This is a genomic window from Rhodococcus sp. FG69 (assembly GCF_057808915.1).
Map to the genome: position 1 here is coordinate 1 of NZ_JBMDIX010000064.1, position 15,915 is coordinate 15,915.

General features: G+C 67.7%; 14 protein-coding genes. 3 read left to right on the plus strand and 11 right to left on the minus strand.

Features of this window, described 5'->3' with window-relative positions:
• The first annotated feature begins 167 nt into the window (after positions 1 to 167).
• Positions 168 to 431, plus strand: a complete 264-nt coding sequence (locus ACODSO_RS27995; protein WP_225330463.1) for a hypothetical protein — start codon at positions 168 to 170, stop codon at positions 429 to 431.
• Positions 432 to 509: 78 nt separating this feature from the next.
• On the plus strand, positions 510 to 1,088 hold the full coding sequence (locus ACODSO_RS28000; protein WP_202916944.1) for a tyrosine-type recombinase/integrase: 579 nt from the start codon (positions 510 to 512) through the stop codon (positions 1,086 to 1,088).
• A gap of 371 nt (positions 1,089 to 1,459) precedes the next feature.
• Here the strand turns inward: ACODSO_RS28000 and ACODSO_RS28005 are convergent, their stop codons facing one another.
• The 10 genes from ACODSO_RS28005 to ACODSO_RS28050 all read right to left on the minus strand — a co-directional run bounded on the left by ACODSO_RS28005 (position 1,460) and on the right by ACODSO_RS28050 (position 11,980).
• Entirely contained in the window at positions 1,460 to 2,995 is a 1,536-nt protein-coding gene (locus ACODSO_RS28005; RefSeq protein WP_011331209.1) for a class I adenylate-forming enzyme family protein, read from the minus strand.
• A gap of 28 nt (positions 2,996 to 3,023) precedes the next feature.
• Positions 3,024 to 3,785, minus strand: coding sequence for an enoyl-CoA hydratase (locus tag ACODSO_RS28010; protein WP_011331210.1), 762 nt, complete (start codon positions 3,783 to 3,785; stop codon positions 3,024 to 3,026).
• A 4-nt stretch (positions 3,786 to 3,789) separates the two neighbouring features.
• On the minus strand, positions 3,790 to 4,944 hold the full coding sequence (locus tag ACODSO_RS28015) for an acetyl-CoA C-acetyltransferase (RefSeq protein WP_011331211.1): 1,155 nt from the start codon (positions 4,942 to 4,944) through the stop codon (positions 3,790 to 3,792).
• 21 nt (positions 4,945 to 4,965) lie between these two features.
• On the minus strand, positions 4,966 to 5,466 hold the full coding sequence (locus ACODSO_RS28020) for a MaoC family dehydratase (protein ID WP_011331212.1): 501 nt from the start codon (positions 5,464 to 5,466) through the stop codon (positions 4,966 to 4,968).
• Positions 5,463 to 6,221: a 3-hydroxyacyl-CoA dehydrogenase gene (locus ACODSO_RS28025; RefSeq protein ID WP_011331213.1), complete on the minus strand. Its 759-nt coding sequence runs from the start codon at positions 6,219 to 6,221 to the stop codon at positions 5,463 to 5,465. Before ACODSO_RS28025 ends, ACODSO_RS28020 begins: the two co-directional genes overlap by 4 nt.
• A gap of 91 nt (positions 6,222 to 6,312) precedes the next feature.
• Positions 6,313 to 7,473 (minus strand): acyl-CoA dehydrogenase family protein, encoded by a 1,161-nt coding sequence (locus tag ACODSO_RS28030; protein ID WP_011331214.1) that lies wholly within the window; start codon positions 7,471 to 7,473, stop codon positions 6,313 to 6,315.
• Positions 7,474 to 7,481: 8 nt separating this feature from the next.
• On the minus strand, positions 7,482 to 8,270 hold the full coding sequence (locus tag ACODSO_RS28035; RefSeq protein ID WP_011331215.1) for an enoyl-CoA hydratase/isomerase family protein: 789 nt from the start codon (positions 8,268 to 8,270) through the stop codon (positions 7,482 to 7,484).
• On the minus strand, positions 8,267 to 9,934 hold the full coding sequence (locus ACODSO_RS28040; RefSeq protein WP_011331216.1) for a long-chain-fatty-acid--CoA ligase: 1,668 nt from the start codon (positions 9,932 to 9,934) through the stop codon (positions 8,267 to 8,269). The genes ACODSO_RS28035 and ACODSO_RS28040 overlap by 4 nt, the downstream gene beginning before the upstream one ends.
• A gap of 7 nt (positions 9,935 to 9,941) precedes the next feature.
• A complete protein-coding gene (locus tag ACODSO_RS28045) occupies positions 9,942 to 11,117 on the minus strand; it encodes a thiolase family protein (protein WP_011331217.1) in 1,176 nt (391 codons plus the stop codon).
• Positions 11,114 to 11,980, minus strand: a complete 867-nt coding sequence (locus ACODSO_RS28050; protein ID WP_011331218.1) for a CoA transferase — start codon at positions 11,978 to 11,980, stop codon at positions 11,114 to 11,116. Before ACODSO_RS28050 ends, ACODSO_RS28045 begins: the two co-directional genes overlap by 4 nt.
• Positions 11,981 to 12,081: 101 nt before the next feature.
• Here ACODSO_RS28050 and ACODSO_RS28055 point away from each other — a divergent pair, with 101 nt between their 5' ends.
• Positions 12,082 to 12,669: a TetR/AcrR family transcriptional regulator gene (locus ACODSO_RS28055; RefSeq protein WP_011331219.1), complete on the plus strand. Its 588-nt coding sequence runs from the start codon at positions 12,082 to 12,084 to the stop codon at positions 12,667 to 12,669.
• Positions 12,670 to 12,795: 126 nt separating this feature from the next.
• On the opposite strand, the gene ACODSO_RS28060 is transcribed toward ACODSO_RS28055, so the two are convergent.
• Entirely contained in the window at positions 12,796 to 15,831 is a 3,036-nt protein-coding gene (locus ACODSO_RS28060) for a Tn3 family transposase (RefSeq protein ID WP_011331220.1), read from the minus strand.
• Between the last annotated feature and the right edge of the window lie 84 nt (positions 15,832 to 15,915).

Consider the following 15,915-nt stretch of genomic DNA (forward strand, 5'->3'; position numbering starts at 1 on the left):
GGGGGTCGGGGAGCAGATTCTCGAAATCCGGCGCTAAGGATTTACGGCAGATAGTAGCGTACTATCTGCCGTAACTCGTGAGTCGTCCTGCCGCGATGGTCGTTCCGGAGATGGGCGACTCCGGAAACTATCTGCCGTAGTGCTGAAGGGCGGTCGGGGTGGGATCGGTGAGCTCGCTACCGGCGCGGGCCGCCGGGATCCGGCTGGCGGACGCGACGCGGACCTTTCTGGGCACGATCGCGGCGGTGAACACCCGCCGCGCCTACGCCTCGGCGTTGGATCGGATGGTGCGCGACTTCGGCGCGGACGGCGATGTCGGGTTGTTGAACCCGGATCGGGTGTCGGGGTGGTTCGACTACGTGTGGGGCGACAAGGCCCCCAAGACCTACAACCTCCGGCTGACCGCGGTGTCGGCGGCGTGCGCCTACTGACGCGATCAACAGTGGCTGACCGGCGATCCGGTGTCGCGCCTGCGGGCGCGGCCGAGTGCGCCGGACAACAGCAAGGCGATGACCGCCGCCGAGGTTGCGGAGCTGCTGGGCATGGACGCGGCCCTGCGCGAGCGGGTGTTCTGGTCGATGCTGTATGAGTCCGCCGCGCGGGCGGAGGAGATCCTGAATCTCGACATCGAGGACCTGGACACCGTGAACCGATGCGCCACGGTCACCCGCAAGGGCGGCGCCCGCGAGGTGATCTATTGGCAGACCGGCACCGCACGGCCGCTGCCCCGGCTGATCGCCGGACGGAAGTCCGGGCCGCTGTTCCTGACCGACCGCAAAGCCAAGCCGTCGGTCGCCAAGACCGACACCGACAACTCGACCGGCCGCGCCCGACTTTCCTACCGCCGCGCCGCGACGCTCCTCGAGGAGCACACCGAAGGGATGCGACGCGGACCGTTCACGCTGCACCAGCTGCGGCACTCGCGACTGACCCACGCCGCAGAGAAGGGCGCTTCCACGCCGATGCTGATGGCGTTGAGCGGACACACCTCGGTGCGCAGCCTGGTCAAATACGCGAAGGTCTCCGCCGAGGCGCTGGGGCGCTGGCAGGCCGAGACCGATCCCGCTGCGCGGCGGCGCTCCCGCTGAATCTCTCAGTAGCTGACGGTGACGAGTTCCGGCGCGTGTCTGCGTATCTTGTTCAGCACCTTGACTGTTCGGCCCGAGCGCATCTGCTCGAGGGGGGCCGAAAGAGACCAATCAAGTGCGGCACCGTCGATGGGTGTGGTCTTCCGCGTCCGGGAACTCATAGCCGCTGCCGGGCGTGCGTGGTCGTGGTGTTTGTCGGATCCGGCGGGGGCACGGCCGAGAGTAGGGCCGTGAGGTCGCGCGAGACCTCGCCGGGGTTGGAACAGCCGTGGGAGATGAGCGCGCGGGAGCGCGGCTTCGGTCAGGCCGTATCGGATATGGACGGCGTCGTGGTTCCCGGGAACTCGAATGTGCCGGAGTCGTCCGTCGGTCTACGTGCGTTGCGCGGAGTCGTCCCGAATCTCACTGCGGAGAACGTGTTTGAGGATCTTGCCGGAAGGGTTGCGCGGGATGTCACGGACGATCAGATCGCGCGGCAGTTTGTAGTCCGCGACGTATTCGGCGGCGTACGTCCGCAGCTCCTCGAGGGTCACCTCGCGACCGGGAACCGGGGTCACGATCGCGACGATGGTCTCCCCGAATGTGGCGTGGTCCAGGCCGACGACGGCAACGTCCTGGACGTCGGGGTGCCCCGCGAGGGCGTTCTCGACCTCGATCGAGTAGACGTTGCGGCCGCCGGTGATGATCATGTCCTTGAGCCGGTCGACGATCGTGATGAAACCGTCGGCGTCGCGGACGGCGAGGTCCCCGGTGTGCAGCCACCCGTCTCGGATGGTCTCGGCGGTGGCCTCGGGCTTGTTCCAGTAGCCCTTCATGATGGTCTCGCCGCGCAGGATGATCTCGCCGGTCATCCCCGTCGGGACATCGTTGCCATCCGGATCGACCAGCCGGAACTCGGCATTCGTGATCGGCCAGCGTCCCGTCGCATCGGGACGGACGGCGACCTCGTCAGGCGTGGAGTAGATGCCGGTGGGGCCACCCTCGGTCGGCCCGCACAGCTGGAAGAAGCCGACGTCCGGGAAGGTCGTCACGAGTTTCGCGACCGCAGTCGGCGGCATCGGTGCCGCCCCGAAGAAGCCGAGCCGCCAGTGCGAGAGGTCGCGCCGCTCGAGGTCGGGGACCGTCAACATCATCTGATACATGGTGGGAACACCGAGGAAGACGGTGATCCGGTATCGCTCGAGGGCGTCGAGGACGGCGGCGGGCTCGAATGCCGGCAACACGACGTGGGTGGTGCCCATCGAGAAGCCGCTGAGCACGAACAGCACCAGTTCGGCGCAGTGGTACATCGGTGCCACGTGCAGGTTCCGGTCGAAGGAGTTGACGCCGAGCGAGGACACCGCGTGGCCGACCCACAGCAGCCGGTGGTGATCGAACAGCGCACCCTTCGGTTTCCCGGTGGTGCCGGAGGTGTAGATGATCATGCAGTCGTCGTCCTCGCGCACCTCGACCTGTGGGTCGCTGTCCGGCATGGAGGACGCCAGCTGGACGAAATCGTCGAAGCCGTCCGCGCCGTCCAGCGAAAGCGCCGGGGCAGCGGGCGCCTGCTCCAGCTTGGCCAGGTCCCGCACCGCCGCGACGGTGTCCCCACCGAACAGCAGCACCGACGCGCCGGAGTCCTCGAGCAGATACGCCAGCTCCCGGGCCGTGGACCGCGGGTTGAACGGGGAGACGATCGCGCCGACCTTGAACGCGCCGTACAGCGCGAGGAGGAAGCGGTCGGAGTTCGGCGACAGCACCGCCACGCGGTCGCCCTTCTGCACGCCGAGGGACAGCAGCGCGTTGGCGTACTGGTTGATTTCCCGGTCGAGCTGCCCGTAGCTGCGCTCGACGCCCTCGAAGATCAGCGCGGGCCGGTCCGGGTGGCGGCGTGCGTTCAATGTCAGTTGTCCACCAAGGGTTGCCATGATTCTCCTATGATCGGCGGGTGGTCTGCTAAGCAAATGTGGGGGGACGTTTGGTGAGGACGGCGTCGGCGCCCTCGGCGAAATCCGGTGTGCCGATGAGTTCGATCTGTCCGGCTCGTTCACGCTCGAGGGCGTGGTCGAGGTGGCCCAGGGTGGACGCGGCGAGCGCCCGTCTGGTCAGTTCGAGGGCGCGCCGCGGCCCGGCTCCCAGCGTGCCGGCGACGGCCTCGACATGGGCCGCGAGCTGGTCATCCGGCAGGATCCGGGCCACCAAGCCGGTCTGGGCGGCGTCGGTGGCGGAAAGCCGCTGCCCGAGCAGCGCTAATTCTGTAGCCCGCGCCCGGCCGATCGCCGCGGCGACGAGCGCGGTCGCGCCGCCGTCGGGCATCAGCCCGATGCTGGTGAACGACAACAGGAAATACGCGCTTTCGGCGGCGTAGGTGAGGTCTGCGGCGCAGGCGAGCGCCACTCCGTACCCGACCGCGGGGCCGTTGACGGCGGCGATGACGGGGACCGGCGCGGAGACGATGCCGCGGATCACCCGGTTCGCGGCGTCCATCACCACCTCGGGTTCCTCGCCCGTCACCGCGGTCAGATCCGCTCCCGTGCAGAAGGCTCTTCCCGCGCCGGTGAGCACGATCGCGCGGGCACCGGTCGCTTCCGCCCCGCTGATCGCGGTGTCGAGTGCGACCAGGTCGTCGACGCCGAGGGCGTTCATGCGGCCGGGCCGGTCGATCGTGATGTGAAGCAGGCGGCCGGTGCGGACGGTCCGGATAGCGGTCGGGGTCATCGGATCAGCCGAGCCGCTCGATGATGGTGACGTTGGCTTGTCCGCCGCCCTCGCACATGGTCTGCAACCCGTAGCGTCCGCCGGAGCGTTCGAGTTCGTGCAGCATGGTGGTCATCAGCCGGGTGCCGGTGGCGCCGATCGGGTGGCCGAGAGCGATGGCGCCGCCGTTGGGGTTCACCCGCTCCGGGTCGGCGCCGGTCTCCTGCAACCACGCCATCACGACCGGGGCGAACGCCTCGTTGACCTCGAACACGTCGAAGTCGTCGATGCGCATGCCGGTCCGCTCGAGTGCCCGTTCGGTGGCGGGGATCGGTGCGGCGAGCATCATGACCGGATCGGCGCCGAGCACGGTCAGGTGATGGATCCGGGCCCGCGGAGCCAGGTCGTGGCGGCGTACCGCCTCGGCGGAGGCGATGAGCATGCCCGAGGCGCCGTCGGAGATCTGGCTGGCGACCGCGGCGCTCAAGCGCCCCCCCGGCGTGAGGCTCGGCAGGGCGGCCATCTTCTCCGGTGTGGTGTCGGCGCGCGGTCCTTCGTCGGTCGTCATCTGCTGGTAGGGGAGGATCTCGGCGGCGAAGCGTCCGCCGGCGATCGCCTGCAGCGCCCGGCGGTGGCTTTCCAGGGCGTACTGCTCCATCGCCTCCCGGTCGATTCCCCACTTTTCGGCGATCATCTCGGCGCCGCGGAACTGCGAGATCGTCTCGTCCCCGTAGCGGGCCCGCCACCTCGTCGAGCCCGAGTAGGGGTCGCGCACGCCGAACGCCTCGCCCGCGGTGACCGACGACATCAGTGGGATCTGGCTCATGTTCTGCACCCCGCCCGCGACGATGAGGTCGGCGGTGCCGCTCATCACGGCCTGCGCGGCGAAATGTACAGCCTGTTGCGAGGATCCGCACTGGCGGTCGATGGTCACGCCGGGCACTGTCTCGGGCAGGCCCGCAGCGAGGGCCGCGGTGCGGGCGATATCGCCCGCCTGCGGACCGATGTTGTCCAGGCAGCCGAGGATCACGTCGTCGACCGACGCGGGGTCGACACCGTTGCGTTCGACGAGTGCGCCGATCACATGGGCCGCGAGGTCGACCGGGTGTGCGGCGGCCAGTGCGCCGCGGCGGCGGCCTACCGGGGTGCGTGCCGCGTCGATGATGTATGCCTCTGGCATTGATGTCTCCGAATCGTCGTCTCAGGTGGTCGATGGTTGACGTGTGCGCGAGTGCAGGTAGGCGTCGAGCAGGACGGTCAGCACGACGCGGCCTTCGCTGTCGACCACGGTGCTCTCGGTGGTGACGAGGGCGCGTGCCCGGTCGTCGAACTGGATGTCGTCGATGACGACGGTGCCGGTCAGCACGTCTCCTGGACGCACGGGACGGCGGAACCGCAGATCTCGGATGCCGCGCCCGGCAATGGCCGCCCAGCTGTGCCCCACTGCGTCGAATGTCAGCCGTTGCAGGATCGCCAACGTGTGGATTCCACTGGCGATCAGGCCACCGAACTGGCCGTCCTGCGCCGCCGCCCGGTCGATGTGAAACCACTGGGGATCCCAGTGGGTGGCGAAGTCGACGAGTTCGGCCTCGGTCACCGTGTGTGAGCCCAAGTCGAAACGCTGGCCGATGCCCAGGTCCTCGGCGTATACAAGGCGTGTGTGCTCATGGTGCGATCCCACCTGCACGCCGACGGGTTTCACCGCGGCGCCATGCGGATCGCGCCGTCGAGGCGGATGGTTTCGCCGTTGAGCATCGGGTTGGTCACGATCGCCTCGACCAGCTGCGCGTACTCGGCGGGGTCGCCGAGCCGGTTCGGGTGCGGCACCTGCTGTCCCAGCGAAATCTGAGCCGCCTCGGGCAGCGTGCCCAGCAGCGGGGTCTTGAACAGGCCGGGCGCGATGGTGTTCACCCGGATCAGCAGCGACGCCAGGTCGCGGGCGATCGGCAGGGTGGCGCCGACGATCCCGCCCTTCGATGCCGAGTACGCGGCCTGTCCGATCTGCCCGTCGAAGGCCGCGACCGAGGCGGTGTTGACGATCACGCCGCGCTCGCCGTCGACGGGCTCGTTCTGCGACATCGCGTGCGCGGCGAGGCGGATGACGTTGAAGGTTCCGGTCAGGTTGACCTTGACGATCTTCTCGAATTCGGCCAGCGGGAACGGTCCGTTCTTACCGACGGTCTTGACGGCGTTGCCGATGCCGGCGCAGTTCACGGTGATTCGCAGTGAGGACTCCGCGTTGGCGCGCTCGACCGCCTCGGTGACCGCGGCCTCGTCGGTGACATCCGCCGGAGCGAATTCCACGGTGTCGCCGAGAGCAGCCAGCGCATCCGTGTTCGCGGTGGGCAGGTCGACGGCGATTACCCGGGCGCCCGACTTGGCGAGGGCGGTGACGGTGGCCAGTCCGAGGCCCGAGGCTCCGCCGGTGACGAGTGCGTTGGTTCCGGTGATATGCATGAATACTCCTGACGAAATAGGTTGAGAACATCGGGTTTTTGACAAAGTGAGGTGTGACTGACGCAGTGGTGTCACTGCGCGAAGGTCAACCTCATAAGGCGCGGCCGATGAGTTCCTTCATGATCTCGTTGGTGCCGCCGTAGATCTTCTGCACGCGGGAAGCGGCGTACATCTGCGCGATCGGGTACTCCATCATGTAGCCGTAGCCACCGAAGACCTGCAGGCAGCGGTCGACGATCTCGCACTGCTTGTCGCTGCCCCACAGCTTGGCCATCGACGCGGTCGCCGCGTCGAGGGTGCCGTCGAGGTGACGCTGGATGCAGTGGTCCATCAGGGTCTTGCCGGCCAGCACGTCGGTCTTGCACTCGGCGAGTACGAACTTCGTGTTCTGGAAGTTCAGGATCGGCTTGCCGAAGGCGTGACGTTCCTTGGCGTACCTGATGCTCTCCGCCACCGCGGCCTCGGCCACCGCGACACCGCCGACACCGAGGATCAGCCGCTCACGCTGCAGCTGACCCATCAGCTGGTAGAAGCCCTGCCCCTCGACGCCGCCGAGCAGATTCGCTGCCGGCACCCGCATGTCGGTGAACGACAACTCGCGGGTGTCCTGGCCGTGCTGGCCGATCTTGTCCAGCACCCGCCCACGCTCGAACCCCGGAAGATTCTCCGTCTCCGCGACGAGCAGCGAGATACCCTTGGAACCTTGGCTCGGGTCCGTTTTGGCGACGATGACGAGCAGGTCGCAGTGCGACGCGTTCGAGATGAACGTCTTCGAGCCGTTGATCACGTAGTGGCCGCCGTCGCGAACCGCGGTGGTCCGTACGGCCTGCAGGTCCGAGCCGGTGCCGGGTTCGGTCATCGCAATGGCGAGGACGCTCTCACCGCTCGCACATTTCGATAGCCAGCGCTTCTTCTGGTCCTCGGTGGCATAGGCGGCGATGTAGTGCGCGACGATCGTCGAGTGCACGGCGAAGCCGAACGCGGTGTCGTGGGCGTAGGCGATCTCCTGCTGCACGATCGCCTCGTGGCCGAAGTTGCCGCCCCCGCCGCCGTATTCTTCGGCGATGTCGAGGCACAGCAGTCCCGCGGCGCCGGCCTTGGTCCAGAACTCGCGGTCGACCTGGTGCTGCGCGGCCCAACGGTCCTGGTTCGGGGTGGCTTCCTTGCGGAAGAACTCGGCGGCGTGCTTACGCAGCAGCGCCTGATCGTCGGTCTCCCACGGGGAGCGGTAATCGGGGAACAGCTCGCTCATGATCGGTCCTACTTTCCGGTGAATTCGGGGGCGCGCTTGGCGAGGAACGCGGCCTGGCCCTCGCGGCTGTCGGCGGAATGGATGGCAACGTGAAAGTTGCGCTTCTCGTGCTCGAGTCCTTGCGCCAGAGAGGTTTCCAGGGCCTGGAGGGCGGCATCCTTGGCCAGCGCCACCGCGAGCGGTGAGTTGGCGGCGATCCGCTGCGCCATGGCGACCGCCGCTTCGAGGGCGGTGCCGTCCGGGACGGTCTCGGCGACGATGCCGGCCGCGCACGCCCGCTGTGCGGACAGGAAGTCGCCGGTGAGCAGTAGGGCCATCGCCTTGGACTTGCCGACGGCCTGAATCAGGCGCTGGGTTCCGCCGCCGCCCGGGATCACGCCGAGCTTCACCTCCGGGACACCGAACTTGGCGGATTCGCCGGCGATGACGATGTCGCAGGCAAGCGCCAACTCGCAGCCGCCGCCGAGTGCGAGGCCCTCGACCGCAGCGAGGACCGGCTTCGGGAATCGGCCCAGGTCGGCCCAGATGGTGCCGCCCAGCGCGGCTCGATCGCCGAGCAGCGACTGGTCGCGAATGGCGTCGAAATTGGTGATGTCGGCTCCGGCGCAGAAGATCCCGCCGGCGCCGGTGAGCACGATGGCACGGATCTCGTCGTCGTGCCGAGCCGCGACGAGCTCGGTGTTCAAGGCGGTGAGCACCGCCTCGTTCAGACTGTTGCGAGCCTTGGGCCGGTTGATCTCCAGGATCAGGAGGTGGCTGTCGCGGGCCGTGCGTAGCGGGGCGTTGTCGGGGTTCATCGGACGTCCTCGTAGACGTTGGTGTGCGCGGCGCGCATGGCCTTCTTGTCGAGCTTGCCGACGCTGGTGCGGGGCAGCTGGTCCAGATACAGGACGGTCTCGGGCAATTGCCATTTGGCGAATGCATCGGCGAGCAATTCGTGGATCTCCGACAGTGGAAGTTCCTGCCCGTCGGTCGTCACGACGAGTGCTACTGGACGCTCCTGCCACTTCGGGTGCGGGACGCCGATGACGGCCGCCTCGGCGATCTTCGGATGGGCAACGAGTGCGTTCTCCATGTCGATGGAGGAAATCCATTCGCCACCCGACTTGACCACGTCCTTGATCCGGTCGGTGATCTTCAAGTAACCATTCGGGTCGATGGTCCCGACATCGCCGCTACGCCAATACCCGTCGAGGAACTTGTCGGCGTCGTCGTCGAGCTTGTGATAGCGCTCGATGATCCACGGTCCGCGCAGCAGCACTTCACCCTGACTCGTGCCGTCGTGCGGGAGATCGTTGCCTTCCGCGTCGACGATCCGGATGTCGATGCCGTTGACCGGCAAACCCTGCTTACGCTTGAGATCCCACTTCTCCTCGTCCGAGATCACACCGCGCAGCGAGGGCTTCAGTCCCCGGTTCACCGCGACCAGAGGGGTGGTCTCGGTGGCGCCGTAGGCGTGGATGACGTCGGCTCCAGTGATGTCGTGGAAGTCGCGCATCAGCGACAGCGGCGGCTCGGTGGCACCGGACAGCAGCCGCGCGCGGGAGAAGTCCGGTGCGACCGCAAGCGTCTTGATGTAGTTCATCATGGGCTGGAAGATCGCCGGCGCACCGTTTGCGACGGTGACTTGCTCCGCGATCATCGCGTCCACGAGGACGGATGTGTCCTCGGCGATGTAGCGACCGGGCAGCACGATTTTTGCGGCACTGTAGGCGGCCGCCTGGGGTAGGCCCCAGCCCTGGCCGTGGAACATCGGCGTGATGAGCATGACGGCATCGTCGCTGCTCATCCCGAGTCCGGCGACCTCGGCGAGGGTGTGCAGGTAGATGCCGCGATGCGAGTAGTAGATGCCCTTGGGCCTGCCGGTGGTGCCGGTGGTGTAACACGCGCTGTAGGAGGAGGTTTCGTCGATGACCGGCCAGTCGATCTCCGGGCCGGCGTCCGCGAGCAGGTCCTCCCAGTGCACCGCGTGCGGGAGCGTGGTGGTGATGTCGGCCAGCGGCTTATCGGTCATCACCACCCACGTCTTCACGTTCGGCGTATGCGGTGCCAGCGCCTCGGCAACCGGAAGCAGCGACTCGTCGATGAGGACCACCGATGCATCACTGTGTCCGGTGACGTAAGCGAGATCCTCTGGCGCCAAACGCAGGTTCATCTGCAACATCACGGCAGCGAGGCCGGGAATCGCCCAGTACAGCTCGTAGTGCCGCTTGCTGTTCCAGTCGAGGATCCCGACCACATCGCCCGGCCCGACGCCGATCGAGCGAAGTGCATTGGCACTTCGTTGGATTCGCGCGTAGGCATCGGCGTAGGTGTACCGGTCCCAGCCGCCGTCCGCGGTGCGGTACACGATCTCCTGCTCGGGATAGGTGCGCGCGGCGTGCCGGATGATGGTGGTGGTGTTGAGTTGATAGTGGTCGCCGTGGGTGGAGGGCAGGCCCCTCACGATCTCGTGGCTCATGACGTCCTCAGATGCGTTCGATGATGGTGGCGTTCGCGGTGCCGGTGGCCTCGCAGACGGTCTGCAAGCCGAACCTCTTGCCGGAGCGTTCGAGTTCGCAGAGCAGGTCGGTGAGCATCCGGGCTCCGGTCGAGCCCAGCGGGTGGCCGAGGGCGACGGAGCCGCCGTTGACGTTCAGCTTGTCGTCCGGGACGCCGAATTCCCGTTGGAAGATCAGCGGCACACCGGCGAAGGCCTCGTTGACCTCGAACAGGTCGATCTCCTCGACGGCCAACCCGCTTCGGCCGAGCGCCTTGTGGGCGGCGTCGAGGATCGCGGTGAACTGGATGATCGGGTCGGCGGCGGCGACCGACAGCGCGCGGAACCGGGCGCGTGGGATGAGGCCGTTGCGCTCGGCGTACTCGCGGTCGGCGATCAGCAGCGCGGCCGCGCCGTCGCTGATCTGCGAGGAGTTGGCCGCCGTGGTCCGCCCGTCGGCGCCGAACACGGCTTTCAGGCTCGCCATCTTGGCGGGGTCGATGTGCTCGCGGATGCCCTCGTCCGAGTCGATGACCGGACCGGTCGGGTCGTCGGGGTCGGCGGTGATCGGCACCATCTGGTCGCGGAACTTCCCGGCCCGCGTCGCGGCGTGCGCCCGCTCGTGGCTGCGAGCGCTGAACGCGTCCAACGCCGCTCGGCTCAGGTCGAACCTCTCGTTCATCAGCTCCGACGACGGGCCCTGCGCCATCAGCCCACCGTCGTAGCGGTCGAGTTCGCGCGGGCTGTACTGCGGGCCGAGCGGCGCGCCGGGCAGGAACGCCGGAGGCATCGGCACCCGTGACATCGACTCGACGCCGCAGGCGATCACCAGGTCGTGGGAACCCGCCATCACCGCCTGGGCGGCGAAGCTGACCGCCTGCTGCCCTGAACCGCACTGGCGGTCGATCGTCACCGCGGGGACCGACTCGGGCAGCCCGGCGGCGAGCACCGCGTGGCGGCCGAGATTGCCCGACTGGACATCGTGCTGGATGACGCAGCCGGTGATGACGTCCTCGATCGCGGCGGGGTCGACGCCGGCGCGGGCCACAAGCTCCCGCAGCGTCTGCCCGAGCAGGTCCACCGGATGCCATGCGCTGAGGATCCCTCCGCGACGGCCGACCGGGGTCCGGACCGCGCCGACGATAACGGCCTCGCGAACACTCATGACAAAGCTCCTTGTGCTGAATTACGGGGTGCCGAATCGCGGATTCCGATCAGGGGAATGTCGAGGCGCTTCGCGACCTCCTCCCATTCGCGCGTCGGCTTGGAAAGAAACGTCTGCTCGAGCTCCTCCTGGGTGCCCTCGACACCGAGACCGGCGCGGGCGCGCTCCCAGAAGTGCGGCTCGAGCGCGGCCAGCGCGACGTGGCCGTCGGAGCTGGAGTAGATCCGGTAACCGGGATGCGCCCCGCCGAGCGGCGCGCCCGCTCCCATCAGACCGTGCCGAACTGCGGCGCCGGCGTCGGCGGCCGCCTGTTCGAGGACGACCCGCTCGCGGTGTCCCACGCCGGACTCCGCGGCCACGCGCAGGGCGAGCAGGGCCGCGGACACGGCGCGCTCGGCGCCGAGCAGGTCGGCCACCGGGACGGTCGGCATCGTCGGCGGCTGGAGAGTGCCGTGCAGGGCCTGGTACGTCAGGTCATGGCCGGGCTGCTCCGCCGCGATCCCGTCGTGCCCGACGATCTCGATATGCGACAGGTGCGGATTCGCCGCGGTCAACTCGTCCAGGCCGAGCTTGACCAGCGCCGAGGGGCGCATGGCGGTGAGCATCAGGTCGGCACGCGACAGCTCGCGCGCCGCCACCGCCCGATCAGCGGGGTCCTTGAGGTCGAGGGTCACGACCCGCTGGCCCACAGTGAGCTCGTCGTACCACGTCGGCGCCACGGCCCGCAGCGGGTCGCCGGCCGGCGGTTCGATCTTGGTGACGGTGGCGCCCAGCGCCCGTAGCCGCGCGGCGGCGAGCGGGCCCGGCAGATTGATCGCGAGCGACACCACCTGCACGCCCTGCAGCGAACTCGACTGCGACATCATCAACCCCTTTTTGACTATACTGATGTATAGCCATTAATGCGCATGTACTGTCTAATGTCAAGGGTGTATGCTTTTTTCCCTGATAGGAGGCAATTTCTGTGACCGACCCCCGCGCCAGTGACGAGGACCTCACCGCGAAGGCCCGCATTCGCAACGCCGCGCTCGACCTCTACGCCGAGCGCGGCGAGGATCGCGTCTCGATGCGCGCCGTCGCCGCCGCCGCCGGGGTCGCCGTGGGATTGGTGCAGCACCACTTCAAGACCAAGGACGGGCTACGCGTCGCCGTCGAGCAACTGGTCGTCGACTATTACGCTCTGGCGATCGCCTCTGTGCCGGACGAGGGCGCCCCAGCGCAGGTCGCCGCCGCTCGAGACGAGGCGGTGCGGCACATGCTCGCGACGCATCCGACGGTGGTGAACTACATCCGGCGCGCTGTGCTCGATCCGCAGGGAAAGAGCGAGTTACTCGAGCGGCTGACCGACCTGAGTCGCAGAGAGATCTCCAAACTCCGCTATTCGGGCAAGACCTCGACACGGCGATCCGAGTCCTCACAGGTCATCGGGCTGATGGTTCGTCAGCTGGGGCAGCTGCTCATGCAGCCGATGATCGATGACATGTGTGACTTCCTCGACCGGACGGGCGTGCCGCACAGCGACAAACTGACGCTCTCCGTGACCGTAATCTAGCGGTAGTTTGTTGGGTCAGGTCGGAGGTAGAGGTGCAGGCCGTGGCCTGTTTCGCGGCTCAGGAGAGACTTCCGCCGACATGCGTCGTCAGGTCCTGAGCGGTCATCCGCCACCCTTCGACTCGCGCTACTCGTCGTCGTCGGCGTCCGGGTCGCGCAGCGGTCGGTGAACTCCGCTGGGGTCGGGCAGGTGGAAGCTGTAGTGCCCGTCGATGCCGATGTGGGCGCGCACGAACGCCGACAATCGCTCGACATCGGTGTCGAGCACCGGGTATCCGCCGGCTCGCAGCGCGGCGAGGGCGCGGTTCTCGTAGACGGTGTTCCACACGACGACGCAATTGAGCACCAATCCCAGCGCCGAGAGCTGGTCTTCCATGCCCTCGTAGTAGGCGCGGGTCATCTCGCCCTTGCGGCCGTGATAGATCGTGCGCGCCAGGTCGTGACGACCCTCGACGAGATTGGACTGGGCCTTGCCCTCGCGCCGGTAAGGTTCGTCGTCGGCCAGGCGCAGGATGTGCAGGGTCTTGAAGATCCGCCCGAAATGGGCGATGGCCTGGCCCAACGCGGTCGGCTGCCCGTCGCGGGAGATCATCCTGGTGACCTCGTGCGCCGACACCTCACCGGAGTGGATCGACACCGCGATCCGGCACATGTCCTCCCAGTGCGCGGCGATCTTGGCGGTGTCGATCACCCCGCGCGCCGCCTTGTCCAGCGGCCCGTAGTCGGCTCGGGCGTCGATGCGCCACAACCGCTGATCGGGCAGGTTCGCCAGCTGCGGCCGGTACTGGCGGCCGATCAGATGCAGCAGTCCGAACACGATGTCGGAATACGACCCGGTGTCGGTGATGATGACCTCCGGAATCCGCCCGCCGTGCTGGGACACGATCACGTCGATGGTGTGCAGCGAATCGCGAGGTGTTCCGCGCAGCACCTTGCCTGCCAGCCCGGCGGACTGGTCGTTGAGCATGTTCAACCAGGTGATGCCCAGTTTCCGGCCGAAGTACTTCGGGTTCGGGCGGGCGTTATGGGTGCGCACGGGCACCACGAACCGCATCCCGTCCACCGAGGCGACCAGCCCGCCGCCCCACGCTTGGGCCAGGGGGATGTCGGCCTGGGCGTCGACCAGCACGGCGTTGGCCGCCTCGATGGTCTCGGCCCGCACGTAGCACTGGTCGACGTGCAGCAGCCGATCCCTGGTCAGGGCGTCGACACCAGGCGTTGTCACCGGTTTGAACCCGACGTTCATCGCATAGGAACAGAGCACGGCCGCCACCGACAAGCCGAGGTCGGCGACGCGGGCCTCGTTGCCCGAGGTGTGGGTGAACGCCTCGGTGAAACCGGGATGCCAGCTCATCACCTCCGTGACCAGTTCCGGCAGGTCCACACGCGGGATCATCGCCTCCACCCGGCGGCGCAGGTCGACCAGCGACGCGGGCTCGGCCTTGGCGTCCAGCGCGGCGACGTGCAGTTTGCCGTCGGCGTCGATGCTGGCTGGGGTGTCCTCGCCCAGCCGTGCGGCCAACTCCCGATAAGCGGTCTCCAACGCCGTCGCGTGATCGGTCAGCAGCTGCGTCGGCGCGGCGGGCAGGCCCAGCGCGTTCATGCCGGCGTCACGCGCAGCCTCCCAGGCTTCGCCTGCCAGCAGGTGCGCCCGCGGGTCGCGCCACCGCGACGAACGCACCGCGAAGATGCTGCGGTGCTTGAGGTGTCGGTGGAACTGTTCCAACACGCAGATCGTGTAGGAGTTCCGGTCGACGGTGCCCTCCGGTCGGCCCGGCGTGTAGATCAAGCGCTTCCACGCGCCGACGATCAAGTCGTGGTCGACCTTGCGGGCGTCCAGCAGGTTTGCCGGGATCTTGCCCGACGACCTGGATGTCAGCAGCTCGGCGAGGGTCTTCATTGCCGCCAGGACGGCGGCGCCGTCACTGGTCGCGCCGAACTCGATCGTGTCCATCAGCATCGACAGGAACGGGCGGACCGTGGCGAACTTGCCGGCCAACTCGATCAACCGCTGCCCATCCAGCTCCGCGTCGTCGGCGGGCACCAGCTCGTCGACCGCCTGGACCGCGTGCCGCAACTCGGCCCGGGTGACGGTCTTCTCGATCATGTCCAACACCACGCCCAGCCCGACGTCCTGGTTGACCTCGACCATCTCCAGCAGCACCTTCACCGCTGCCGCGAGCTTGCCTGCGTTGCGTGACACCCTCGGATAGCGACGCAGCTTCTCCTCGCGAGACTCCCGCTCGGCCTTGGACAGAAGCTTCGTCGTCATCAACATGTCGAAGGTCTCCAACACGTCGTCGACCGCCCGCGCGCTCAACACAACGACCGTCGCGGCCAGCACCGCCAAGCGCTGCTCACGCGTGGGCAGCCGCCGCAGCGCGGCGGCCTTGCTCGCCAACCCGTAGGTCGCCAACCCCGTCAACCGACGCGGCGGGATCGCCCTCACGTCGATGCTGTCCACCCCGACCGCTTGCAGGTCGACAACCCTGCGCAGCGCCGCGAGCATCCCCTTCGACGACGCCTTGAACACGCCCTTGCGCAGCCGCTCCAGCTCGCTGACCTTCTGCCCGCCCTCCGCAGGAACCTCCAGCAGCCGCAACAAGGCAGACGCGGACTCCGAGGTCAGCTGCTCGCCGAGCTGGCGCCACAACCGGGCGTCCGCCGCGTTGCGGCCGTCGCCGATCAGCCGCTCCAACGTGGTGATCCCCGGCAGCAGCGCCTGACGCTTCCGCAGCCATGTCACTGCGTCGCCGAAGATCGCCTTCGGTCCGTCGCCGGTCATCCACGCCTGGTCGACGATCCACGACGTGAGCTCCGACTCCATCTCGCCGAACGGCTTGAGTCCGTACACCTGCTGGATTTCCCAGGCGTGTTCGAGCTTGGTCTTCTCCCGATCGGTGTACCGCTTCACCATCGACGGATCGGAGATCTCCAACTGCTCGGCCAGATACTCGATCAACGCGGGCGGGACATCCAGCGGATCAGCCAGGAACATTCCCAGGTGACGCACCGTCACCACCTGCACCGCGAACCCCAGACGGTTGTAGTCGCGCCGCCGCGCAGCGATCAGCCGCCGGTCCTCGTCATCCAAGTAGCAGTAACGCTCCAGCTCCTGCCGAGACAACGCACCGAACCGGCCATAGCCGCCCTCATCAGTCACGACGACATGAAATCACCTACAGCGCAAGGTCGCTCGGCGATTGCCCCTTAGCGCCGGATTTCGTCAATCTGCTCCCCGACCCCC